Annotated in this window: 23 protein-coding genes; 10 read left to right on the forward strand and 13 right to left on the reverse strand. The window is 68.4% G+C overall.

Annotated features, from left to right (window positions below):
• Positions 1 to 62: 62 nt before the first annotated feature.
• Entirely contained in the window at positions 63 to 1,388 is a 1,326-nt protein-coding gene (gene oxlT / locus MWN34_RS18545; protein WP_281503092.1) for an oxalate/formate MFS antiporter, read from the forward strand.
• A gap of 108 nt (positions 1,389 to 1,496) precedes the next feature.
• Here oxlT and MWN34_RS18550 read toward each other — a convergent pair whose 3' ends face one another.
• Positions 1,497 to 1,916, reverse strand: coding sequence for an NUDIX hydrolase (locus MWN34_RS18550; RefSeq protein ID WP_247030804.1), 420 nt, complete (start codon positions 1,914 to 1,916; stop codon positions 1,497 to 1,499).
• A gap of 1 nt (position 1,917) precedes the next feature.
• Positions 1,918 to 2,607, reverse strand: a complete 690-nt coding sequence (locus MWN34_RS18555) for a DJ-1/PfpI family protein (RefSeq protein ID WP_247030874.1) — start codon at positions 2,605 to 2,607, stop codon at positions 1,918 to 1,920.
• Between the two features lie 182 nt (positions 2,608 to 2,789).
• On the opposite strand from MWN34_RS18555, the gene MWN34_RS18560 reads away from it, so the two are divergent.
• Positions 2,790 to 4,013, forward strand: coding sequence for a lytic murein transglycosylase (locus MWN34_RS18560; RefSeq protein ID WP_247030805.1), 1,224 nt, complete (start codon positions 2,790 to 2,792; stop codon positions 4,011 to 4,013).
• A gap of 60 nt (positions 4,014 to 4,073) precedes the next feature.
• Here MWN34_RS18560 and MWN34_RS18565 read toward each other — a convergent pair whose 3' ends face one another.
• From MWN34_RS18565 to MWN34_RS18575, 3 genes are all read right to left on the reverse strand, one after another.
• Positions 4,074 to 4,961, reverse strand: coding sequence for a cation diffusion facilitator family transporter (locus MWN34_RS18565; RefSeq protein ID WP_247030806.1), 888 nt, complete (start codon positions 4,959 to 4,961; stop codon positions 4,074 to 4,076).
• Positions 4,962 to 5,102: 141 nt separating this feature from the next.
• Positions 5,103 to 6,014: a sugar kinase gene (locus tag MWN34_RS18570; RefSeq protein WP_247030807.1), complete on the reverse strand. Its 912-nt coding sequence runs from the start codon at positions 6,012 to 6,014 to the stop codon at positions 5,103 to 5,105.
• Positions 6,015 to 6,103: 89 nt separating this feature from the next.
• On the reverse strand, positions 6,104 to 7,324 hold the full coding sequence (locus MWN34_RS18575; RefSeq protein WP_247030808.1) for a pyridoxal phosphate-dependent aminotransferase: 1,221 nt from the start codon (positions 7,322 to 7,324) through the stop codon (positions 6,104 to 6,106).
• Positions 7,325 to 7,426: 102 nt separating this feature from the next.
• Between MWN34_RS18575 and MWN34_RS18580 the strand changes: the two genes are divergently transcribed.
• The 4 genes from MWN34_RS18580 to MWN34_RS18595 all read left to right on the forward strand — a co-directional run bounded on the left by MWN34_RS18580 (position 7,427) and on the right by MWN34_RS18595 (position 11,208).
• A complete protein-coding gene (locus tag MWN34_RS18580; protein ID WP_247030809.1) occupies positions 7,427 to 8,629 on the forward strand; it encodes a GNAT family N-acetyltransferase in 1,203 nt (400 codons plus the stop codon).
• A 408-nt stretch (positions 8,630 to 9,037) separates the two neighbouring features.
• Positions 9,038 to 9,868: a type I methionyl aminopeptidase gene (gene map / locus MWN34_RS18585; protein WP_247030810.1), complete on the forward strand. Its 831-nt coding sequence runs from the start codon at positions 9,038 to 9,040 to the stop codon at positions 9,866 to 9,868.
• Positions 9,865 to 10,698: a RadC family protein gene (gene radC, locus MWN34_RS18590; protein WP_247030811.1), complete on the forward strand. Its 834-nt coding sequence runs from the start codon at positions 9,865 to 9,867 to the stop codon at positions 10,696 to 10,698. The genes map and radC overlap by 4 nt, the downstream gene beginning before the upstream one ends.
• 12 nt (positions 10,699 to 10,710) lie before the next feature.
• Positions 10,711 to 11,208, forward strand: coding sequence for a peptide deformylase (locus tag MWN34_RS18595; protein WP_247030812.1), 498 nt, complete (start codon positions 10,711 to 10,713; stop codon positions 11,206 to 11,208).
• Positions 11,209 to 11,307: 99 nt separating this feature from the next.
• On the opposite strand, the gene MWN34_RS18600 is transcribed toward MWN34_RS18595, so the two are convergent.
• The 5 genes from MWN34_RS18600 to MWN34_RS18620 form a co-directional block, all read right to left on the reverse strand.
• Positions 11,308 to 12,339, reverse strand: coding sequence for an alpha/beta hydrolase (locus MWN34_RS18600; protein ID WP_247030813.1), 1,032 nt, complete (start codon positions 12,337 to 12,339; stop codon positions 11,308 to 11,310).
• Between the two features lie 270 nt (positions 12,340 to 12,609).
• Positions 12,610 to 13,485, reverse strand: coding sequence for a DMT family transporter (locus MWN34_RS18605; RefSeq protein WP_247030814.1), 876 nt, complete (start codon positions 13,483 to 13,485; stop codon positions 12,610 to 12,612).
• A 236-nt stretch (positions 13,486 to 13,721) separates the two neighbouring features.
• Positions 13,722 to 14,075, reverse strand: a complete 354-nt coding sequence (locus MWN34_RS18610; RefSeq protein WP_247030815.1) for a RidA family protein — start codon at positions 14,073 to 14,075, stop codon at positions 13,722 to 13,724.
• 32 nt (positions 14,076 to 14,107) lie between these two features.
• On the reverse strand, positions 14,108 to 14,914 hold the full coding sequence (locus MWN34_RS18615; RefSeq protein ID WP_247030816.1) for a maleate cis-trans isomerase family protein: 807 nt from the start codon (positions 14,912 to 14,914) through the stop codon (positions 14,108 to 14,110).
• Positions 14,915 to 14,945: 31 nt separating this feature from the next.
• Positions 14,946 to 16,187, reverse strand: a complete 1,242-nt coding sequence (locus MWN34_RS18620; protein ID WP_247030817.1) for a D-amino acid dehydrogenase — start codon at positions 16,185 to 16,187, stop codon at positions 14,946 to 14,948.
• A gap of 176 nt (positions 16,188 to 16,363) precedes the next feature.
• Between MWN34_RS18620 and MWN34_RS18625 the strand changes: the two genes are divergently transcribed.
• Positions 16,364 to 17,125 (forward strand): GntR family transcriptional regulator, encoded by a 762-nt coding sequence (locus MWN34_RS18625; protein WP_247030818.1) that lies wholly within the window; start codon positions 16,364 to 16,366, stop codon positions 17,123 to 17,125.
• A gap of 247 nt (positions 17,126 to 17,372) precedes the next feature.
• On the opposite strand, the gene MWN34_RS18630 is transcribed toward MWN34_RS18625, so the two are convergent.
• Positions 17,373 to 18,263, reverse strand: a complete 891-nt coding sequence (locus MWN34_RS18630) for an NAD(P)-dependent oxidoreductase (protein WP_247030819.1) — start codon at positions 18,261 to 18,263, stop codon at positions 17,373 to 17,375.
• A 20-nt stretch (positions 18,264 to 18,283) separates the two neighbouring features.
• The gene (locus MWN34_RS18635) at positions 18,284 to 18,991 is read right to left on the reverse strand and encodes an enoyl-CoA hydratase/isomerase family protein (protein WP_247030820.1); all 708 of its coding nucleotides are present in this window, start codon (positions 18,989 to 18,991) and stop codon (positions 18,284 to 18,286) included.
• Positions 18,992 to 19,113: 122 nt separating this feature from the next.
• Here MWN34_RS18635 and MWN34_RS18640 point away from each other — a divergent pair, with 122 nt between their 5' ends.
• Genes MWN34_RS18640 through pcaC form a run of 3 tightly spaced genes read left to right on the forward strand, consistent with a single transcriptional unit; the run spans position 19,114 to position 20,990 of the window.
• Positions 19,114 to 19,884, forward strand: coding sequence for an alpha/beta fold hydrolase (locus MWN34_RS18640; RefSeq protein ID WP_247030821.1), 771 nt, complete (start codon positions 19,114 to 19,116; stop codon positions 19,882 to 19,884).
• Between the two features lie 3 nt (positions 19,885 to 19,887).
• Entirely contained in the window at positions 19,888 to 20,595 is a 708-nt protein-coding gene (locus MWN34_RS18645) for a GntR family transcriptional regulator (RefSeq protein ID WP_247030822.1), read from the forward strand.
• Positions 20,592 to 20,990, forward strand: a complete 399-nt coding sequence (pcaC, locus tag MWN34_RS18650; protein WP_247030823.1) for a 4-carboxymuconolactone decarboxylase — start codon at positions 20,592 to 20,594, stop codon at positions 20,988 to 20,990. Before MWN34_RS18645 ends, pcaC begins: the two co-directional genes overlap by 4 nt.
• Positions 20,991 to 21,112: 122 nt before the next feature.
• On the opposite strand, the gene MWN34_RS18655 is transcribed toward pcaC, so the two are convergent.
• Positions 21,113 to 22,156 (reverse strand): 2,5-dihydroxypyridine 5,6-dioxygenase NicX family protein, encoded by a 1,044-nt coding sequence (locus tag MWN34_RS18655; RefSeq protein WP_247030824.1) that lies wholly within the window; start codon positions 22,154 to 22,156, stop codon positions 21,113 to 21,115.
• Positions 22,157 to 22,179 lie beyond the last annotated feature (23 nt).

Below are 22,179 nucleotides of genomic sequence, written 5' to 3' on the forward strand. Positions count from 1 at the left end.
GTCCCACAACAAGAACCGGCATCGCCGGACCCAGCGGAAGAAACCAGTCCAAGGAGAGTTGAATGTCGAAGACCATGGCGGCCCTGGGGCCGGGTCGGGAGTTTTCTGAAAGCCGGCGCTGGCTGCAACTCGTCGTCGGCGTTGTGTGCATGGTGGCGACGGCGAACATCCAGTACGCCTGGACGCTGTTCGTGCCGGAGATCCAGAAGACCTTCGGCTGGGAGCGTGCCTCGATCCAGATCGCCTTCACCATCTTCGTGCTGGTGCAGACCTGGCTCGCCCCGATCGAGGGCTACTTCATCGACAAGTTCGGCCCCCGCATCATGGTCGCCTTCGGCGCGCTCATGATCGGCAGCGCCTGGGCGGTCAACTCGCAGGCCAGCAGCCTCTCCGGCTTCTATCTCGGTGCTGCGATCGGCGGCATCGGCGTCGGCTGTATCTATGCCACCTGCATCAACAACGCCCTGAAGTGGTTCCCGGATCGCCGCGGCCTTGCCGTCGGCCTCACCGCGGGCGGCTTCGGCGCGGGCTCGGCGCTCACCATCCTGCCCATCGCCACGATGATCGAGACCTCCGGCTTCCAGGAGGCGTTCCTGTTCTTCGGCATGCTGCAGGGCGGCCTTGCCTTCTTCGCGGCGTGGTTCCTGCGTTCGCCTAAGGTCGGCGAGGTGCGGGCTTCCGACAAGCTCTCGCAGAGCCGCCGCGACTACACGCTCAAGGAAGCGCTCAACACCAAGCTGTTCTGGCTGATGCTGGTGATGTTCACCTGCGTGGTCACCGGCGGCATGATGGCGGTCGCCCAGCTCGGCGTCATCGCGCAGGACCTCGGCGTGAAGGAATTCAAGGTCAACCTGTACTTCTTCACCATGGCGGCCCTGCCGCTGGCGCTTATGCTCGATCGCGTCATGAACGGCATCTCGCGCCCGCTGTTCGGCTGGATCTCCGACCATATCGGCCGCGAGAAGACCATGGTCATCGCCTTCTCGCTGGAAGGCATCGGCATCATCGCGCTCGGCTATTTCGGCCACAATCCGTGGGCGTTCCTCATCCTGTCCGGCGTCGTGTTCCTGGCGTGGGGCGAGGTCTACTCGCTGTTCTCGGCGCTGGCGGGCGATGCCTTCGGCACCAAGCACATCGGCAAGATCTATGGCGTGCTCTACTGCGCCAAGGGTATCGGCGCGCTGTTCGTCCCGCTCGGCAACCTGCTCATGGAAGCGACCGGCACCTGGTCGAGCGTGCTCTATACGGTTGCGGGGCTCGATCTGTTCGCCGCCTTCCTCGCGGTGACGCTGCTGCCGCGCGTGCTGTCCGCTCATGTGGCGCAGTCCAGCATCGTCCCGGCGACGCAGCCGCTCGGCGAGAAGGGCGCGGCGTCCGCTCACGCCTGACACACTTCACATGGGAGGCGCCCGGCCGTGGCGCCCCCGCATCCCTCCCTCGGAGCGTTTGCCTCGGAGCACTGGGCCCTCCCGTTGCGGGACGGGCCCTTTTTCTTTCTATGCGGCGCAGGCGAGGGCTGCGATCTCCGCGACCCGTGCGCTGGCGCTCGCGTCCAGCGTGGCCACGGCGTCGAGATCGAACCAGCGCGCTTCCAGCGCATCGTCCGCCGCCACGGCCTCGCCGGCACGCCAGCGGCACAGCACCGTCACCATGGCGTAGTGCCAGGCGAGCTGCCCTTCCGCGTCGTGTTCGATGAAATCCAGCACGGTAAGAAGCTGCGGATCCCCGGCGCTCAGGCCGGTTTCTTCCTCGAGTTCGCGCAGGGCTGCGTCGAGAAGCGCCTCGCCCGGCTCCACCCGCCCGCCGGGATATCCCCACAGCCCCTGGTCCGGCGGATTGGCCCGGCGCACCAGCAGGATCTTCCCCTCGCGGATGACGACGGCGAGAACGGCGACGACGGGACGGCGCGGCGCCATCTCACACCTTCTCCGCCGGAAGGGGGGCGCCGCGCAGCTCCGCGGCTACCCGCCGCGCGACCGCCTCGCGCCGGGTCTGAAAGGCGGCCGTCTCGACCCGTACGGCCTCCACCAGCGCCGGCGCGCTGCTCGCAGGCGAGCCACCGGGGAAGGGCGGGGCGGGGTCGTATTCCATGAAGAGCTGGGCATGGCGCGCCCGCTCCTCGCCGAAGATCCGTGCCGCCAGCGTCAGGGCGAAGTCGATCCCCGACGTCACCCCCGCGCCGGTGACGACATCGCCGTCGATCACCACCCGCTCGGCCACCGGCTCCGCGCCGAAAAGGCGAAGCTGCTCGAGGGAGAGCCAGTGGCATGTTGCCCGCTTGCCGGAGAGCAACCCCGCCGCCGCCAGCACAAGCGAGCCGGTGCAGACGGAGGTCACATGGCGCGCGCCCGCCGCCTGCCGGCGCAGGAAGGCCAGCACCTCGGCATCCTCCATCAGCGCGAGCTGGCCGGGCCCGCCCGGCACGAAGAGGATGTCGGCCTGCGGGCAGTGCTCGAAATCGGTATCGGGCAGGATCGTGAGTCCCCGGCAATCGGCGACCGGCTCCCGGCTTTTCCACACGAGATGAAGATCGAGCTCGGGAAAGCGGCCGAACACCTCGAACGGCCCGGTCAGGTCGAGCTGGGTGAGGTTGGGGTAGAGCAGCATCACGACATTCACGGGCGAGCCTCGCAGGGTTGGCAGGCGTCATCATGTCCGGTCGCGGGGCGCCGGACAATGCGGCGCACCCCGCGAAAGCGTGACCGGATGAGGCGCTCGCGCACTGGCGGGCGCGGCGGTTCCCGGCCATTGTGCCGCAACGAAATGCGAACGACGGCGAAGGAGGAATCATGCGTGGTGGCATGAAGGCGGGGCTGGCGGGTCTCGCTTTGCTGATGGGGGCGACGCTTCCCGGTGGGGCGGCATGGGCACAGAGCTGCGGCAAGACGGGGGCCGGCTTTCCGGGCTGGCTGGCGCAGTTCCGCCAGGAGGCGGCGGCACAGGGTGTTTCCCAGCGTACGCTCAGTGCCGCGCTGGACGGGCTCACCTATGACAGCAGCGTGGTCGGTGCGGATCGCGGGCAGGGCGTCTTCAGCCAGAGCTTCTACCAATTCGCCGACCGCATGGTCGCCAATTACCGCATCCAGCAGGGCCGGCAGAAAATCCAGAGCCACCAGCGGGTGTTCGACGCTATCGAGCAGCGCTTCGGCGTGCCGGCCCCGGTGATCGCCGCTTTCTGGGCGCTGGAGACCGATTTCGGCGCCAATATGGGCGACCGGCAGACCGTGCGCTCGGTGGCGACGCTGGCCTATGACTGCCGCCGGCCGGAAATGTTCCGCACCCAGCTCATGGCGGCGCTGAAGATCATCGACCGCGGCGACCTCACCGCGCAGACCATGCGCGGGCCATGGGCCGGCGAACTCGGCCAGTTCCAGTTCCTGCCCGACCACTATCTGAATTTCGGTGTGGATTTCGATGGCGACGGCCGGGTCGACCTGCTGCGCTCTGATGCGGATGCGCTGGCCTCCGCCGCCAACTATATCCGCTCGCTCGGCTGGCAGCCCGGCCAGCCCTGGCTGGAGGAGGTGGTGGTGCCGCAGAGCCTGCCCTGGGACAAGGCGGACCTTTCGATCAAGCTGCCGCGCGCGCAATGGTCGGCCTGGGGCGTGCGTCGCGCGGGTGGCGGACCGCTGCCCTCGGACGGGCTCGGCGCCTCGCTGTTGCTGCCGATGGGGCGCAATGGCACGGCCTTCCTCGTCTACCCGAACTTCGACATCTTCACCCAGTGGAACCAGTCGCTGGTCTATGCGACCTCGGCGGCCTATCTCGCCGCGCGCATCGATGGCGCCGGGCCTTATCGCAAGGGCACGGGCAAGATCGCGGTGCTCTCGATGAAGGAGGTGGCGGACCTCCAGCGCCTGCTCAACGCGCGCGGTCATCATGTCGGCGGCGTCGACGGCAAGCTGGGCGCCGCGACCCGGCAGGCGGTGAAGGCCGAGCAGATGCGGCTGGGCCTACCGGCGGATTCCTATCCGACGGCGGAGCTCATCGCGAAGCTGCGAGCCGGCGGCTGAGGGAGCGGAAGCGCCATTCCGGGCACGGTTACGGCCGTTCCGGGATGGCCTCGCGGGGAATCAGAGCACCGGGATCCCGGCGTGCTTCGCCTTGACCTCGGGTTCGACGTGGATGTTGACGAAGATGTCCTCCACCTCCCGGCGTAGGGCTTCCTCGATGCGGTCGCAGATGGCGTGTGCCTCGCTCACCGACATCTCGCCCGGCACCACGAGGTGGAAATCGACGAAGATGACGCGTCCGGCCTGCCGGGTGCGCACGTCATGGGCCTCGATGGCCCCGATCGCCTCGGCCGCGATCTGGCCGCGGATTCGTTTCAGCGTTTCCTCGGGCACGGCCTGGTCCATCAGGCCGGCGACGCTCTCCTTCAGCACCTTCCAGCCCGACCAGAGAATATTGATCGCGACCAGCCCGGCGAGGATGAGGTCGAGCTGCTTGAATCCGGTGAGGGCGGCGAGGATGACGCCGGCCAGCACACCGACGGAGGAGATGACATCGGTCAGCAGATGCCGGCCGTCAGCCATCAGGGCGGGCGATCGCACCTTCCGTCCGGTGCGGATGAGCACTGCCGACCACACGGCGTTGATGACGCCGGCGCCGGCATTGACCGCGAGGCCGAGCGGTGCCGCATCAAAGGGCTGCGGGTTCAGCCAGCCGAAATAGACCTCGCGCAGGATCGAGATTGCGGCGACCACGATCATCACGCCGACCAGGACGGCGGAAAAATACTCGGCCTTCGCGTAGCCATAGGGATGCGCCGCGTCCGCCGGCCGGGCGCTGACGCGCAGCGCCAGCATGGCGGCGAAGGAGGTGCCGACATTGACGATGCTTTCCAGCGCGTCGGAATAGAGGGCCACGCTGCCGGTGAGCATGAAGGCGAGATATTTGAGCCCCAGCACGATGACGCTGAGGACGACATTGACCAGCGCGATCCGCGAGATGAGTGTCATCGGCGCCCCTTTTACCTGCCGGGCGCCGGGGCGCCGTTCGGCCTGCGCTTAGAGCCACGGGCGACAAAAATCAAGCCTTACCAATGGCTTGCAACTCATTCGCAGAAGCGCTCGCAGGCCCTGTGGACGGCGGTGCGCCGCTCAGGCATTGGCGGGGCGGGACAGGATCGCCCCGCGATGGCCGATCACCGCGCCCGCCAGCCGGTGCCCGGCCTCTGCGGCCGCCTCCGGCTGCGCCCCGCCGAGCCGGGCGGCGAGATAGGCGGCGTTGAAGCTGTCGCCGGCCGCGGTGGTGTCGACGACCGGACCGGCGGGCTCGGGGATCGGCACCAGACAGGAGCCGCTCGCCGAGCGGATGAGCGCACCGTCGGCGCCGTTCTTCACCACGATCTCGCTCACCCCGAAGGTCGCGATGCGTTCGGCGGTGCCGGCCGGCGAGCCGTCGCCCCAGAGCCGGGCCTCGTCGTCATAGCCGGGCATGGCGATGGAGGTGCGTTTCAGCGCCTCGGCATAGACGGTGCGGGCGCGGGCGAGGTCCTGCCCCCAGCTTCGCGGGCGGAAATTGCCGTCGAACACCACGATCGAGCCGCGCTCGCGGGCGAATTCCAGCGTCGCGAGCAGGCGTCCGAGGCCGATATTCGAGTAAAGGGAAAGGGTTACGCCCGACAGGAAGATGAGCTTCGCTTCCACGATCCGCTCCGCGACGACTTCCCAGCCGGGCAGTTCGAACAGCTCGCGGGCCGGGGCATTTTCGCGCCAATAACTGAACTGGCGCTCCCCGGCGGCGTCGGTGTCGATGAGATAGAGCCCCGGCGAGCGGCCCGGCGCGACGAGGATGGCCGAGGTGCCGATACTCTCTCCTTGCGCCGCTGCAAGGATGCGGGCGGAATAATCGTCGTCGCCGAGAGCGGTGGCATAGGAGGTCTCGACGCCGGCGCGGGCGAGATAGACGGCGGTGTTGAAGGTGTCGCCGCCGACGCCGAGGCTGTAGCGGCCATCGGCGCCACGGGCCATTTCCACCATGACTTCGCCGATCGCGATGGCGCGGGACATGCTTCACTCCTGCTCGTCTGCTGAGGCCGCGCAACCTCGCCGGTTTCCGCCGACGAGGCAAGCAGGGAGGCTTCCGCTAAGGCAAACGATCAGGCGGGGCGAGCCTGTTGCAGGAAATCTCCCATCAATCCCAGAGCTTTGCGGATATTGTCCTCCGAATTGGCATAGGACAGCCGCAGATAGCCCTCGCCATGGATGCCGAAATCCGGCCCGCCGATGGTTGCGACGCCAGCTTCTTCGAGAAGCGCGGAGGCGAGCTTCTTGGCCGAGCTCCACCCCGTTCCCGCAATGTTGGGGAAGGCATAGAAGGCGCCCTTCGGCAGGGTGCAACTCACGCCGGGCAGGGCGTTCAGGCCCTCTACCACGACATGGCGGCGGCGGTCGAACGCGGCCACCATCTCCGCGACGCAGTCCTGCGGACCGGTGAGGGCGGCGAGCGCTGCATATTGCGCGGGTGCATTGACGCAGGACCAGCAATTCACGGCGAGCTTGCGCATCGCCTCGAACAGCCCGTCCGGCCACAGCGACCAGCCGAGGCGCCAGCCGGTCATGGCGTAAGTCTTTGACCAGCCATTCAAAAGGATCAGCCGGCCGCGGATGTCCGGGTAGGTGAGGAGGCTGGCGTGGGAGGCGCCATCGAACAGGAACTGGTCGTAAATCTCGTCCGACAGGATCGCGACATGGGGGTGCTTTTCGAGCCCCTTCACCAGCGCGTCGATCTCCGCCTTCGGGGTGACGCCGCCGGTCGGATTGGCGGGGCTGTTCAGGATGATGAGGCGCGTGGTCGGTCCGATGAGTCCAAGCGTCTCCTCCGCCGAGAAGGCGAAGCCGTTCTCCTCGCGGATCGGCACCGGCACGGGCTTGGCCCCAGTGAACTCGATCATCGAGCGGTAGATGGGAAAGCCGGGGTCGGGATAGAGGATCTCCGCGCCCGGCTCGCCGAACATCAGGATGGCGGCGAACATCGTCACCTTGCCGCCGGGCACGATCACCACCTTGCCGGGGTCGATCGCGGTGCCCAGCCGGCGGTGGACATCGGCGGCCACCGCCTCGCGCAGAGGCGCTATGCCGGTGGCGGGGGTGTAGCCGTGATGGCCTTCGCGCAGCGCCTTCACCGCCGCCTCGACGATGTGCGGCGGGGTCGCGAAATCCGGCTGGCCGATGCCGAGATTGACGATGTCGCGCCCCCGTGCCGCCAGTTCCGTGGCGCGGGCAAGCACGGCGAAGGCGTTTTCCTCGCCGATGCGGCTGAAGGCGGCGACAGGCCGCGGCCCGCCGGTGGAGAATGCGTCGGAAGGCGCAGCGGACATCAGGCGTTCCTCATTGTGCGGTGTTCGGCTTTTTCCTATTCCTGTCACAGACGGTGATCGCGCCTCAAGAGCGAGGTGGCGGGCCGCACAGGGTTGGCCAGCATGACACAGGACGTAACGCCCGCCGGGACCGCGGTTGCCGCGCCGGTCGAGGGCCCCGTTTTCGGCCGCGAGGTCGACACCACGCCGGCGCCGTGGCCGCGTCGCGAGGTGTTGGAAGGCCGATACGTCGATATCGTGCCCTTCGACGTCGCTGCCCACGCCTCGGACCTCTATGTGCTCTCGCATGGCGACGGCAAGGACTGGCAGTGGGCCTATCTCGGCGTGCCGCCCTTCGAAAGCCTCAAGGCCTTCCTGTCCTATTACGCGGTGGCCGCCGAGAAGCAGGATCCGCTGCTCTACGCCATCATCGACCGACAAACCGGCCGCGCCGTGGGGCATGCCACTTATCTGCGCATCGAGCCGGCGCATCGGGTCATCGAGGTCGGCAACATCCTGTTCACGCCTGCCTTGCAGCGCACGCCGGGCGGTACAGAGGCCATGTATCTGATGGCCCGCTATGCGTTCGAGACACTGGGTTATCGGCGCTATGAGTGGAAGTGCAATGCGCTCAACGCCCCCTCGCGCCGGGCGGCGGAGCGCTACGGCTTCACCTTCGAAGGCATTTTCCGCAACCACATGATCATCAAGGGCCAGAATCGCGACACTGCGTGGTTCGGCATGACCGAGGAGGAGTGGCCCCAGCGCGCGGTCGCCTTCGAGAGCTGGCTGGCGCCGGAGAATTTCGATGCCGAGGGGCGTCAGAAGGTCTCGCTCGGCATCTTGAATGCGCGCACGCTGAATGTCGGCGAGCGCAGCCTCAGGCGGGCAAGCCTGGAGGACCTCGACGCGGTCGAGGCGCTGCAGAAGACGGCCTATGCCAAGAACCGCCCGCTGCTCGGGGTCGAGCCGGTGCCGCTGCTGTGGGACTATGCGCGGGTATTCCGCGAGCGCGAGGTGTGGGTGGAGGATGCGCCTTTCGGCATTGCCGGCGTGCTGATCCTTCAGGCGCGGGCCGACGACCTGCTGATCGACAGCCTCGCCGTTTCGCCGCTGGCGCAGGGACGGGGCACCGGCAACCTGCTTCTGGAGGCCGGGCAAATGCGGGCGCGCGAACTCGGACGGCCGGTGGCGCGGCTCTACACCGGTGAACCGCTTTCCGCCAACATCGCCTGGTATCGACGTAAGGGCTTCTCGATCGAGCGGGTGGAGCAGATGCCGGACCGTCGGCTGGTGCACATGGCCAAGACGCTGGAGCCGGCATAGGCCTCGCCGGTTGGTGCAGGCGCGGGCCTCGGCGTCGCTTGTGATATCAAACGGCGTTGACCTGGTACCCCTTCGCCCAAGGTGAAGCTTGAGAGCACGACGGATGCCGTGGGGCTTCGGCCCCTGTTCCGGTTTCGCGACGCACGAGGCGACATGCAGCCGAGTGCCGAAGGGCGTCCTGTCGGGCATCACTGCCGACCCTTCGCGGTCGTGGGCCTTACGATCGCGGCTCTGCGTGCGCCGGCCGTCTTCGGCCATCGGGGTCGTTCGCGGACGCTGCAACGGGCGGGCACAATCTGGCGCGATTGCAGGCGCCGCATCGGGCACGCCCGATCTGCGACAGGCCGCTTGCTTGCGCCACCGCGCGGATCGCTTACATTCGGCGGGAACGATCTGGGACGAGCCGAAATGAGTTATGTGGAAGCGGCCAGCGCGCCGCTGAGGAAGACCGGTCACATCAGGCTGCACGGGCCGGAGGCCTTTGCCGGCATGCGCCGGGCGGGGCAGCTTGCGGCGCAGGCGCTGGACCTCGTGCATGAGATGGTGGGGATCGGCGTATCGACCGAGGCGATCGACAAGGTGGTGTTCGACTTCGCCATGGACAGTGGCGCCTTGCCGGCGACCCTGATGTATCGCGGCTATCGGCACTCGTCCTGCACCTCGATCAACCATGTCGTCTGCCACGGTATTCCCAATGAGAAGCCGCTGCGCGAGGGCGACATCGTCAATGTCGACGTGACCCTCATCGTCGATGGCTGGCACGGCGATTCGAGCCGCATGTTCGCGATCGGCGAGATTCCGCGCCGGGCGGAGCGGCTGATTGACGTGACCTACGAATCGATGATGCGCGGCATCAGGGCGATCAAGCCGGGCGGGCACATCGGTGATATCGGCGCGGCCATCCAGGAATTCGTCGAGCCGTTCCACATGAGCGTGGTGCGCGATTTCTGCGGGCACGGCGTGGGACAGCTCTTCCACGACGAGCCCAATGTCGTGCATGTCGGCCGCCGCGGCGAGGGCCCGGAAATGCTGCCGGGCATGATCTTCACCGTCGAGCCGATGATCAATCTCGGCCGCCCGCATGTGAAGGTGCTCTCCGACGGCTGGACCGCGGTGACGCGCGACCGCTCGCTCTCGGCGCAGTTCGAGCACGCCATCGGCGTCACCGAGACGGGCGTCGAGATCTTCACCCTCTCGCCCAAGGGCTATCACAAGCCGGTCTTCGGCACCCCCTTATGAGCCGACGGACGGCGGAGCAGGATCTGGTGCGCCGCGTCGGGCTCGGCGAGGCTGCGACAGGCCTGTCGACCTCCGGCGCCGAGGCTTCCTCCGCCGGCGAGCCGCCTTCTCCCCCCGCTTCCGCGAAGGGGCCGGCGGCCGGCGGGCTGGAGGAATCCTCGCCGCATTTCCTCGGCCATCGCGAGCGGCTGCGCGAGCGGTTCCGCACCGCCGGGTCCGAGGCGCTCCCGGATTACGAGCTGATGGAGCTGGTGCTGTTCCGCGCCGTGCCCCGCGCCGATGTGAAGCCGCTCGCCAAGCAGCTCATCCAACAATTCGGCTCCTTCGCCGAGGCGGTGAACGCGCCCGCGGCGCGGCTGCGCGAGGTGAAGGGCGTGGGTGATGCCATCGTCACCGAACTCAAGATCGTCGCCGCTGCCGCCGAGCGCGTTACCCGCGGCAAGGTGAAGGGCCGCACCGTGCTGTCCTCGTGGAGCGCCGTGCTGGACTATTGCCGGGCCGCCATGGCCTTTGCCGACAAGGAGCAGTTCCGCATCCTCTTCCTCGACAAGCGCAACCAGCTCATCGCCGACGAGGTGCAGCAGCGCGGCACGGTGGACCACACGCCGGTCTATCCGCGCGAGGTGGTGAAGCGGGCGCTGGAGCTGGCAGCGAGCGCGGTGATCCTTGTCCACAACCACCCGAGCGGCGATCCGACCCCCTCCAATGCCGACATCCAGATGACCAGAACCATTGTCGATGTCGCCAAGCCGCTCGGCATCGAGGTGCATGACCACATCATCGTCGGCAAGGACGGCCATGCCTCGCTGCGTGGCCTGCGGCTGATCTGAGAGCCGCCTTCCATGCCGGTGCGCGCCATCATCCGCTATCCCGATCCGCGCCTGAAGGCCGTGGCTGCCCCGGTTTCGGTGTTCGACGCAGGGTTGAGCAACCTTGCCGAAGATCTCGCCGACACGATGCGAGCAGCCCCCGGCATCGGCATTACCGCACCGCATATCGGGGTCGGGCTGCGCGTGGTGGTGCTGGCGCTGTCGCCGGAATTCGGGGTGCGGACCTACGTCAATCCCCGCATCCTGTGGGCTTCGGAGGAGACGGGCCGGCATGACGAGGGCAGCGTCTCCATGCCCGGCGTGGTGGACGAAGTGGAGCGTCCCGCCCGCATAAGGCTTGCCTTCCAGGATCTCGACGGCGTCGAGCGTGAGGAGGAGGCCGACGGCCTGCTCGCGGTGTGCCATCAGCACGAGATCGACCAGCTCGACGGTATCTTCTGGCTGCAGCGCCTCTCCCGGCTGAAGCGCGAGCGGGCAGTGAAGCGGTTCGAGAAGCTGCAGCGCGGCTGACAGAAGGGGCCGGAACCCTGCGGGTTCCGGCCCCAGTCGCTCAGGAGGTGTTCACCTCCGGGAGGGCGGGTCGAAGAAAGCGGATCACGTGAAGTCGGCTCACGTGAAGGCTTTGGCGATCTTTCCCATCAACCCGTGTCCGAGTTCCTTGTTTAGCTTGGATGCGGCCTTGCCCTCGGCGTCCCTGGCGGCGTCCATCAGCAGACCCATGCCGAAGAACTCGTGCGCGACATCGGGATAGAGTTGGTAGGACACGTCCACCCCCGCCTGCTCCAGCCGGCGCGCCAGAAGCTCGCCCTCGCTCCGCAACGGGTCGATGCCCGCCGCGATGATCAGAACCGGCGGCAGGTCGTGGAGCTGCGCGGTGACGAGGTTGATGCGCGGGTCGGCGGCCTCGGCCGGGCTGGCGAATTCGTTCTTTACGAACCACTCCATGAACGGCTTGTTCAGCGGCTCGGCATCGGCGTTTTCGATATAGGACGGCGTGTTCAAATCGTTGCCGGCGAGCGGATAGACGAGAATCACGGTCCTGGCCTGCACGCCGCCCTGGTCACGGGCGCGGATCGCGACATTGAGGGCAAGGTTGCCGCCCGCGCTCTCGCCGACAAGGGCGAGGCGATCCGGGGCGCCGCCGAGGCGATCGGCATTTTCCGCCACCCACCGCCACGCTGCCCATGCATCCTCATGGGCAGCCGGAAATTTGTTTTCGGGACCCTGCCGGTAGCTGCACGAGACGAAGACGCAGCCGGTCTCCTTCGCCAGCGCGCGAGGCGTGCTGTCATATGTGTCGAGATCGGCAATGACGAAGCCGCCGCCGTGAAAATACACCACCACGGGCAGGTCTTTCGGCTCGTCCTCCGGCGTATAGACCCGCGCCTTGATGGGGCCTGCAGGACCGGGAATGGTGATGTCGCGGGTGCGGACACCGAGATCGTCATCCGGGTCGAGCCCGCGCCGGCGTATCACCTGCCTGGCGCCGTCGGCCGGTGTCGGCTGGCGCCGCGCCTCCTGTGCACTGAGTGTCCAGGGCGGGGTGAAGTCCATTGCCTTCATGGCGTCCAGCACCTCCCGCATCGAGGCGTCGAGGTGGTTGGCATTGGCGGGTGGGTTGGAGCGTTCGAGTGCGGCCACGTTCTCTCTCCTCGGCCAGCTCGCGCCGGCCATTCGGGTGTCGTGGGAATCCCATCCGCGCCCTGCACCGCGTCGGCGGCACGGCTGCCATCGCTCATTCTCGGGAAAGTCCAAAGCGCGGGAGGGTCTGCCATCCGCGTGGCTCACGGCCTGCGCGTCGTCTCCGGCGTCAATGCCTCAGCCGGGCGCGGGTTCCGATCTGCCGGCAACTGAGGCGCGTGTTTCCGGGACCACGGTAGCGTGGTCCCGGCGCCCGGTGCGGCGGTGCCGTCAGCGCCGGCCGGTGAGGACGATGGCGATGCTGGCGAGCACCACGGCGAGCCCGGCGAGTGAAACCGGCGAGAGCTCCTCGCCCAGCAGCAGCCAGCCCAGCACCACCCCCACCACCGGGTTCACATAGGCGAAGGTGGAGGCCACCACCGGCCGGAAGCTGCGCAGCACGCGGATATAGGAGGTGAGGCCGATCGCCGAGGCGAAGACGACGAGAAAGCCGAAGCCGGCGAATTGCCGCGCGTCCGGTATGCCGGGGAAGGGGGCGTGCTCGATGCCGGCCGCGACGGTGAGCACGCAGGCGGCCGAGAACATCTGGAACGCCGCCGCCCATTCGGCGGGCATGCGCGTCATCAGGGGGCGCTGCACGATGGTGCCGAAGGACCAGCTCACCCCGGCGCCGATCAGCGCGAGCGTGGTGATGCCGGCAAAGCCCGGCGCGATGATGGCGTGAGCGGTGCCGAGCAGCGTTGGCGCCATCACGAGGAACAGGCCGCCGAGCCCGAGCACCAGCCCGAGCATCACCCGCCGGCTCGGCAGCGAGCGGGCGATGATGAGGTCGATGATGCAGATCCACAGCGGGATCGCGCCCATCGACATCACCACGAAGCTCGACGTGGCGTGCCGGGAGGAGAAGGTCGCCAGCCCGTTGCCGGCGACCCACATCAACACGCCGCTCAGCGCACAGATGCCGAGATCGCCGCGCCGGAGGTTGCGCGGCATCCCGCACCGGAGCAGAGCCATCGCCGCGAGCAGGGCCGAGGCGCACCACATGCGGGTCGACTGCAATTGCAGCACGGTGATGGGCGCGCTGCCGCTCAGCGCCACCTTCACCGACAGATAGGCGCCGCCCCAGACCAGATAGATCGCCAGCAAATGGCCATAGGCCGACAGCGGGATGGCGGGCGCGGCGGCGTTCGTTGCGGGCGTATCCGACGCGGAGGTGGAGGCCGGTTGGGGGCCATGAGGGCAGGATGTCCTGAAGTGCCTCGCGGGCAGGGCGCCTCGCGGGGTGAGGCGTCCCACCACCGCATGACGAGGGCGAGACGCGCAACGCGGTGTCGGGGGGGCGGACCTTGGCCCACATGCCGGCCCGCCATCCCCGATAAGGTTCAGACCGCCGCGATGACGGCGATCTCGACGGTGAACTGCGGCGCAGCGAGCTTCGATTCGACGGTGGCACGCCCCGGCGTATGGCCGGGCGCGACCCAGCCATCCCACACCTCGTTCATTTCGGCAAATGTCGACATGTCGGCCAGCCAGATCGTGGTGGTGAGGAGCTTTTCCTTCGAGGTGCCGGCGGTTGCGAGCAGGGCGTCGATGCGCGAGAGGATGTCGCGCGTCTGGTCCGCGACGCTGGCGCCCGGTGCGCCGAGCGCGACCTGCCCGGCGGTGTAGACGAGGCCGCCATGGACCACGGCCTGGCTCATGCGCGGGCCGGGTTCGATGCGGACGATATCGGTCATGGAAGGTCTGCCTCTTGGGTTGAAGGAAAGGATCAGGCGAGGGCGGTGCGGAACAGTCGTCCCGCACCCGGCACCTCGTCGGCGACGCCGGCAAGGCGCAGGCAGTGCCAGGCCATCGCGTGATTGGAGGAGGTCACCGGCACGCCGGTCCGTGCCTCGATCGTCTCCACCACCTCGGCGACCCGCATGCTGGTGCAGGAAATGAACACAGCCTCCACGCCCGGCACCTTGGCGAGGCAGCTCGCGCCTTCCTCGATGGAGGCGGTGGAGATCAGCGGGACTTCCAGGTCATCCGGCCGGTCGAAGGTGGCGCTGGCGGCGACGGTGAGGCCGCGGCCCTCGAAATAGCGGGCAAGGCCAGCGGTGATGGAGGGCGAATAGGGCGTCAGCAGTCCGATGCTGCGCACCCCGAGCGCCTCGAAGGCGGCCAGCGCGGCGGTGACCGGGGTGGAGCACTTCACCTCTGGCCGGGCCGTGCGGATGGCGTCGAACACATAGTCCTCGCCGAGCGTCATGGTGGCTGAGGTGCAGCCGAAGGCGACCACATCGAGCGCCACCCCGGGCAGGATCAGCTCGGTCGCCGGGGTGATGCGCGGGCCGATGGCGGCGAGCGTCTCGCTGGTGATCTCGGCGTCGTTGTAGAGCCGCGATTCGTAGAAGGCGACGCCGGGCCGGGCGAGCAGATGGCGGAACTCGTGCTCCATGGTCTGCTCGGTGGCGAGCACCACGAGGCCGATCGCCGCACGGGTACCGAGCGCAGGCCCGAGCATCGAGGGCAGGACACCGAGATCGACGGTGGTCGGCGCAGGCTGGGCGAGGGCGGCGTTCGAACGCGTCATGCAAGCCTCCTGGAAGCTCTCGGGCGGGTGCTCAGGCGAGGAGCCCGTCCATGGGAATGGCCGGGGTCCGGCCGGCGATGAGATCGGCGGTGATCCGCGCCGAGCCGTGCGACATGGTCCAGCCGATATGGCCGTGGCCGGTGTTGAGGTAGAGATTGCCGAGCCTGCGCCGGCCGAAGAAGGGCAGGTTGGTCGGCGTCATGGGCCGGAGGCCCGCCCACATCTCAGCGCGCTCATAATCCGCGCCTTCGGGATAGAGCTCCTGCGTCACCTGCTTCATGAAGGCGAAATCGGCGGGCTTGTGGCTCTTGTCATAGCCGGCGAATTCCGCCGTCGCGGTGACGCGCAGCCGGTCGCCGAAGCGGGAGATGGCGACGAGATTGTGCTCGTCCACCGCCGCAACCGTGGGCGGCAGGGGCCTGTTGCCGACGGGAATGGTGAGCGAATAGCCCTTGATCGGATAGATCGGCAAATCGAGCCCGACGGTGCGGGCAAGGCCGGCGCTGCTGCAACCCATGGCCAGCACATAGGCATCGCCCTTCACCGTTCCGGCGGAGGTGGCGATGCCGGTGACACGGTCGCCCGTGGTCTCGATCGCGGTGACGGTGACGCCGGTGCGGAGGTCGCCACCGCGCTTCGCCACCAGAGCGGCGAGGCCGCGGGTGAACTTGGCGGGGTCGCCAGTCTCGTCGGTGGGGCAGTGGATGGCGCCGGCGATCTTCGCGCCGACGCCGGCCAAGGCGGGCTCCAGCTTCAGAACCGCGTCGCGGTCCAGCACCTTGATGACCTGGCCGTCGGATTCCAGCAGTCGCATATTGGCGATGCCGGTTTCCAGCGCCTGCGGGTCGCGATGGAAATAGAGGATGCCGCGGTCGTTGCGGTCATAGGCGATGTCCTCTTCGCCGATGACCTCGTGCAGCACGCTCTGCGAATAGGCGGCGAGCCGGTGCTTGAGCAGGGTGTTGCGGCGGGCCTTTTCCGCCGTGCATTCCATGAGGAAGAGCCACGACCAGCTGTAGAGCCGCGGATCGGCGGAGAGCTTGAAGCGCAATGCCTGGTTCTTGAGCACCAGAGAGCGCATCAGGATCATCGGCGCGCGCGGCGAGGACCAGACGAAGGAATGGCCAGGCGCGACCATGCCCGCATTGCCCCAGCTCGTCTCGTCCGCGACCACGGCGTTCTTCTCCAGCAGCACGACCTCGTGGCCGTCCTTCTGGAGCTGGTAGGCGGTGGTGACGCCCACCACGCCGCCGCCAAGCACGATGATCCGCATCCGCTTCGTCTCCGGCCGTTTCCGCTGCCGCGGGGCGGCCCATGCTCTTTCCGGGAAAGTGAGTACAGTTTATGATCCACTCGTCGTGATGCAACGCTCAATTCTGTGCAGCGCATGCCGCGGCAATAGGCAGCACAAGCGTTTCGAGCGGGTGCGCCGGCAGATGGAAGGGGCCGATGGTGCGCGCGCGGAGCGATGATCGGAAGGACGCGGCGGCAGCGAAGCTTCGCTCCGCCGGACGCAAGCCGGCCCTGCCGCGGCAGGCTCGGGCGGCCGACAGCGTCGAGCGCGTCTATGCCGTACTGAAGGCGTTCGCGGCGGAATATCGTTTCCGGCCCGGCCAGAAGATCAACGAGGCCGAGCTGGCCGCCGAGCTCAAGGTGAGCCGTACCCCGGTGCGTGCCGCGCTGAACCGGCTGGAGCGGGACGGCTTTGTCGTCATCGTGCCGAACAAGGGGTTCTATGCGCGCGAGCTGACGCCGGATTCGGTACGCGAGCTCTATGAGCTGCGTGCCGCCCTGGAGCGGGCTGCCTTCGCGCTGGCCTGCACGCGCGCCTCCGATGCCGAGATCGAGGCCACCGTGGCGAAATGGGAGGCCCACAATTCGCTCGATGTGGAGGGTTCGTGGGACAACGTCGCGCTGGCCGACGAGGCCTTCCACATGGCGCTCACCCGGCTCGCCAAGAACAGCCAGATGGTGGTGGCGCTGGAAAGCCTCGGCGCGCGCATCCGCTTCTTCCGCCGCATCGCGCTGGAGGCCCTGCCGCAGCGGGCCCAGGGCTACCGCGAGCATGCCGCCATCATCGATGCCCTGCGCCGGCGCGACGCCGCGGGCGGCGCCGAACTGGTGGAACGCCATGTGACGCTGAGCGCCGACCATGCCATCGAGGTGGCGACGCGCGGCCTGGCGCGGATCTTCTTCGGCGACGCGGCGTGAAGGACAGGTATGGCCTCACGGGGCCGCCGATGTCCGAGGCGCCATGCCAATGGCTCTTCGCACGGAACCGCGCCGGGGCGTCACGGCCGGGCGCGGCCGGGTCTGCATGGGAACGGCAAAGAGGTGGCCGCACGGTCTTCGCCGGGCATGACGGCCTCATGGTGTGCGTGACGGGGCGGCTGGCCGGCCGGTGCCGAACCTGTCCCGGCTGATGCCGGCTCTCGGGGGCCGAACGGCGCCGCCCGGCTCATCCCTGCTCCGGCCCCACCGCCTTTCCTCCCGCGATCAGCGTCGCGATGCGGGTGATGTCAGCCTGCGGGCCGAGCGTGTCGCGAGCCTGCGACCAGAAGGCCAGCAGCGCGTCGAGGGTTGGGGTCTCGGTGCCGGAACGGCGGGCGAGGTCGGCGGCGATGCCGATGTCCTTGCAGAACAGGTCGAGGCTCTGGCCGAAATCATAGGTGCCGGTCAGCACATGGTTCGGCAGCTTCACCTGTGTGGCGTGGCTGCGCCCGGAGCCGGAGGTCCAGACCTTCAGCATCATGGCCGGGTCGAGCCCCAGCCGCTCGCCGACGATCAGGGCCTCGGTGGCGCTCCACAGGGTTGCGGCGGACAAATAGTTGTTCAACGCCTTCACCACATGGCCGGAGCCGACCGGCCCGACGCGCAGCACATCCCCGCACATCGCCTCGAGCAGCGGGCGGATGCGGGCGAAGGCGGCCTCCTCGCCGCCCACCATGGCGGTCAGGGTGCCCGCGCGCGCGCCCGCCATGCCGCCGCTGACCGGAGCGTCGAGCACGGCGGTGCCCTGCGCGGCGAGCTCTTCGGCCAGGGCCTGTATGCCGGCCGGCGCGGCGGTGGACATGTCGACCACCACGCCACGCGCCCGCCGGGTGCAGGCGCCGCCTTCGCCCAGCAGGGCGGCGCGCACATGCCGGTCGGTCGGCAGCATGGTGATGACCACGTCGCCGGGCAGGTCCGCCCCGCTCGCCGCCACCGGGCAGCCGCGGTCGCGGAACGGGGCGAGGGACGCCGGATCGAGATCGGCGAGGGCGAGAGGCACGCCGGCATCGAGAAGCCGGGCGGCCATCGGTCCGCCCATCCGTCCCGCGCCGATGAAGAGCACGCTGTCGCCGGTCATGGCCGCCCCCTGCCCGGTTTTCAGTGCGCGCGCGCGGCGAGCGCGATCGCCATGGTGGCGACGGCGTTCTGCGCCTCGGTGGCGTCCGAGAGGCCGGCGACGCGGCGCGAGAAGCTGCGCAGCATCGTCACCGACTGCGCGTCCAGCGCTGCGACCTGCCGGGCGAAGGCCAGCGCCCGCTCGAAGGCGCGGCCGTCCGGCACGATTTCGGTGAGGATGCCGATCTCCTTCGCCTCCGCCGCGCCGAACTCCCGGCTGGTCAGCGCCAGCTCGAAGGCGCGCTTGAAGGGCACGAACTTGGCGAAATAGGACAGCACGATCAGAGGCGGCAGGCGGTGCGACATTTCCGGCAGCGCGAACACCGCGTTTTCGCCGGCGATGGCGATGTCGCACTGGGTGGAGAAGCCGCAGCCGAAGCCGAGCGCCTTGCCTTCGATGGCGGCGATGAAGGGCACCGGGGAATGACGCAGCCGGTCGTTCACCCCGAGGATGAGGTTGAGGTCGTCCTGCACCTCTGCCGCCGAGGTGAGCCCGCGCAGGCCGACGCGCCCGGCGCAGAAATGCCTGCCTTCGCCGGCCAGCACCACCGCCTTGAGGCCGGGCGTCGCCAGAACGGCATCGAGCGCTTCGGCGAATTCGGCGAGCTGGGCGGAGGAAATGTGGTTGCCGTCGGCGGCGCGGGTGAACAGCACGGACTGGATGCCGTTGCCATGGCTCTCGATCTGCATGGGCCTCTCCTTCGATCGGGCGTGCACGAAACAATGCGGCTCCGGCTTCTTGCCGGGCATCTTCTCTTCGTCCTATCGTATGACGATACGACAATCTTTGCGGAAAACAGGGAGAGACGCCGATGGCCCGGATCGAGCTCAATGGCGAAAGCCTGGCCTATGAGCGGGCCGGCGAGGGCGAGCCACTGCTGCTGGTGCATAGTCTCGGCACCGCGTCCTGGCTGTGGCGCGCCCAGATCGCCCGCTGGTCGGCGCGGTTCGACGTGATCGCGGTGGATGCGCGCGGCCATGGCGGTTCCAGCCGGAATGGCGGCTTCACGGTGCGAAACGTCGCGTCCGATCTCGCGGCGGTGCTGCAGGCCTTTGGCGGGCGCCCGGCACAGGTGGTGGCGATTTCGATGGGCGGGCCGATCGCGGCGCATCTGTTCGACCTCGCGCCGCACCTCGTCAAAAGCCTCGTCATCGCCGACAGCTTCGCCACGCAAGGCGAGGCCGGCGCGGCGCGGGCGGCGATGATCGCCGATGTGATCGGCAAAGGCAGCATGGCGGACTATGCCCGCGCCTATGCCGCCGACACGCTGGTGGAGGACGACCCGACCCATGTGAAGGAGCTGGTCGCCTCCATCGCCGGCATGAGCGCGCAGGCCTATGTCGAGGCCGCACGCTCGGTGTTCACCGCCGATGTGGTGGACATCCTGAAGCATGTCGAGGTACCGACGCATGTGGTGGTGGGCTCGCGCGACAACCGCACCCCGCCGCGGCTCTCGCAGGAGATCGTCGCCCTTGTGCCCGGCGCGACCTATGCCGAGATCGAGGGCGCGCGCCACCTCGCCAATCTGGACCGGCCGGACGGCTTCGTCGAAGCGGTCGAGCCCTTTCTCACCGCGCGCTGAACCATGGACGCGCCCCGCTCCCTCGGCGTCGGCCCGCTCGCGCAGGAAAGCGCGCCGCTGCGGCGCCGGCTGGTGGCGACGCTGCGCGGGCTCATCGCCAACGGCACGCTGCCCGCCGGCCGGCGGCTGATCGAGACCGAGCTGTGCGCCGAACTCCGGGTGAGCCGCACCGTGCTGCGCGAGGCGCTGCGCGAGCTGGAGGCGGACGGCCTGCTGGTCGCTGGCGCGCGCGGCCTTTCGGTCGCGGTGCTGAGCCGGGCGGAGGCGCAGAACATCTATGCCGTGCGCCGCGCGCTGGAAGGGCTGATCGCCCGCCAGTTCTGCGAGCGGGCCCCGGAGATCGCGCTGGCCGCGCTGGCGCTGGCGCATCGAAGGCTGATCGGCGCCTATGAGGCGGACGATCTCGCGGGGCTGCTGGACGCCAAGCTCGCCTTCTACCGCGCCTTGTGCCAGGGGGCCGAAAACCTCGTGGTGCTGGAGCTGGTCGAGCGGCTGAACGCCCGGATCAGCCTGCTGCGCGCTCGCTCGCTCGCTCAGCCGGCGCGCAAGAACGCTTCGCTCGCCGAGATCGGCGGGCTGGTGGAGGCGCTCATCGCGCGCGATGCAGACGCCGCCGAAGCCCTCGCCGCCCGCCACATCGCCAACGCCGCCGCTGCCGCGCTCGGCGGCCTTCCCGACATCACACCCCTGCACCCGGAGACCGCTCAATGACCGACGACCTCTTCGAAAAAGGCCTCGAAATCCGCCGTGCCGTCGTCGGCAGCGCCTATGTCGACAAGTCGCTGGCGGAGATGGACGATTTCACCCAGCCCCTGCAGGAGCTGGTGACGAAATATTGCTGGGGCGAGGTGTGGGGCCGCCCCGGCCTTGAACGGCGCGAGCGCTCCATCCTCAATATCGGCATGATCGCGGCGCTGAACCGTCCTCACGAACTCAAGCTCCATCTGCGCGGCGCGCTCAATAACGGGCTGAGCCGCGAGGAAATCCGCGAACTGCTGCTGCAGGTCGCCATCTATTGCGGCGTACCGGCGGCGCTGGACAGCTTCCGCATCGCCCGCGAGGTCTTCGCGGAGGAGGACGCCAAGGCCGCTGCAGAAAAGGGGTGAGGGCACCGAACGAATCGCGCATGCACACCTCCATGGCCGGGCGTGTCCCGGCCAGCCACGTCGTTGCCCGCTGCCGATTCCCGGCCGAAGGGCATGACAGCCGACGCTCGCGCCACCGTCCCCTAAGCCTGGTCGGGCGGGATTACCTTGCCGTCCAGCGTCATCGGCTCGCCGTCGAGGAACAGCGAATGGGCACGCAGCGGGATGTCCATGTGGCAGGGCGTGTCGCGATTGCCGCCGGCCTCGGTGTTCGGCCCGCTCGACCACAGGAAGTTGCCCCAGAAGGAGCGCGCATCCATGGAGAGGCCGGATTCCCGGTCATAGAGGCCGAGCTGGGTCCAATGCGCCTTGCGGTGCAGGCCCCAGCCGACATGCGCCATGGCATAAGCGTCGGGGTCGTTGAAGCTGTCCATGTAGGTGCGCAGATATTCCGCCTCGAAGCCGCCCTCGATCCTGCGGATCCACCCGCCCTCGATGGTGATGCGGATCGGCTCGCGGGCGTAGCGCTTGAAGGGCAGCAGGATGTCGCCGGTGTCGATGACGATGGTTCCCTCGCAGGAGCCCTCGTTCGGCCAGGTGGCGACGAAGCAGCTCGGCCAATGGTCCCAGCCGCCCTTGCGGTCGACGAAGCCCTGCTGCTTCAGCACGGGATATTGCCCCAGCTCGCAGCGGAAATCGGTGCCCGCCTTCGAGGTGACCGTCATCACCTTGGCTTGCCCGAGACGGGCTGCGCCGGCACTGGCGCGGCGGGCGTCCTCAGGCGTCGGCTTCATGCGCAGCATCACTTCCGGCGGCTCGCAGGCCAGCAGCATCCGCGCGCCGGTCTTGAGGATCTCCTCCTGCTCGGGCGAGAACAGCAGCATCATGGTGTCGATGACGAGGTCGGAATGCTTCATCGCCTCCAGCGCCGGCCGGTTGCCCTTGAGCGCGGTGTGGCCGACATAGCCGGACTTGTCGCGCGAGAGCGCCACGTCGCCGTTCAGCGGTGGCAAGGTGAGAATGGTGAGCACCCCGCCGAGCTGGCCGACCGCGATGCGTGCGGTGGAGACGAGCTGTGGGTTGCTGTCGTCGGACACCAGGAGGGACACCTGCTCGCCGGGCGCGAGCTTGGACAGGAGAAGCACCTCCTTCCACGCCTCGACGAGCGCCAGATCACTGATAGCCATGGTTGCCGTCCCTTTGCTGCGGG

The organism is Ancylobacter crimeensis (genome assembly GCF_023016805.1).
GTDB classification, from domain to species: Bacteria; Pseudomonadota; Alphaproteobacteria; order Rhizobiales; family Xanthobacteraceae; genus Ancylobacter; species Ancylobacter crimeensis.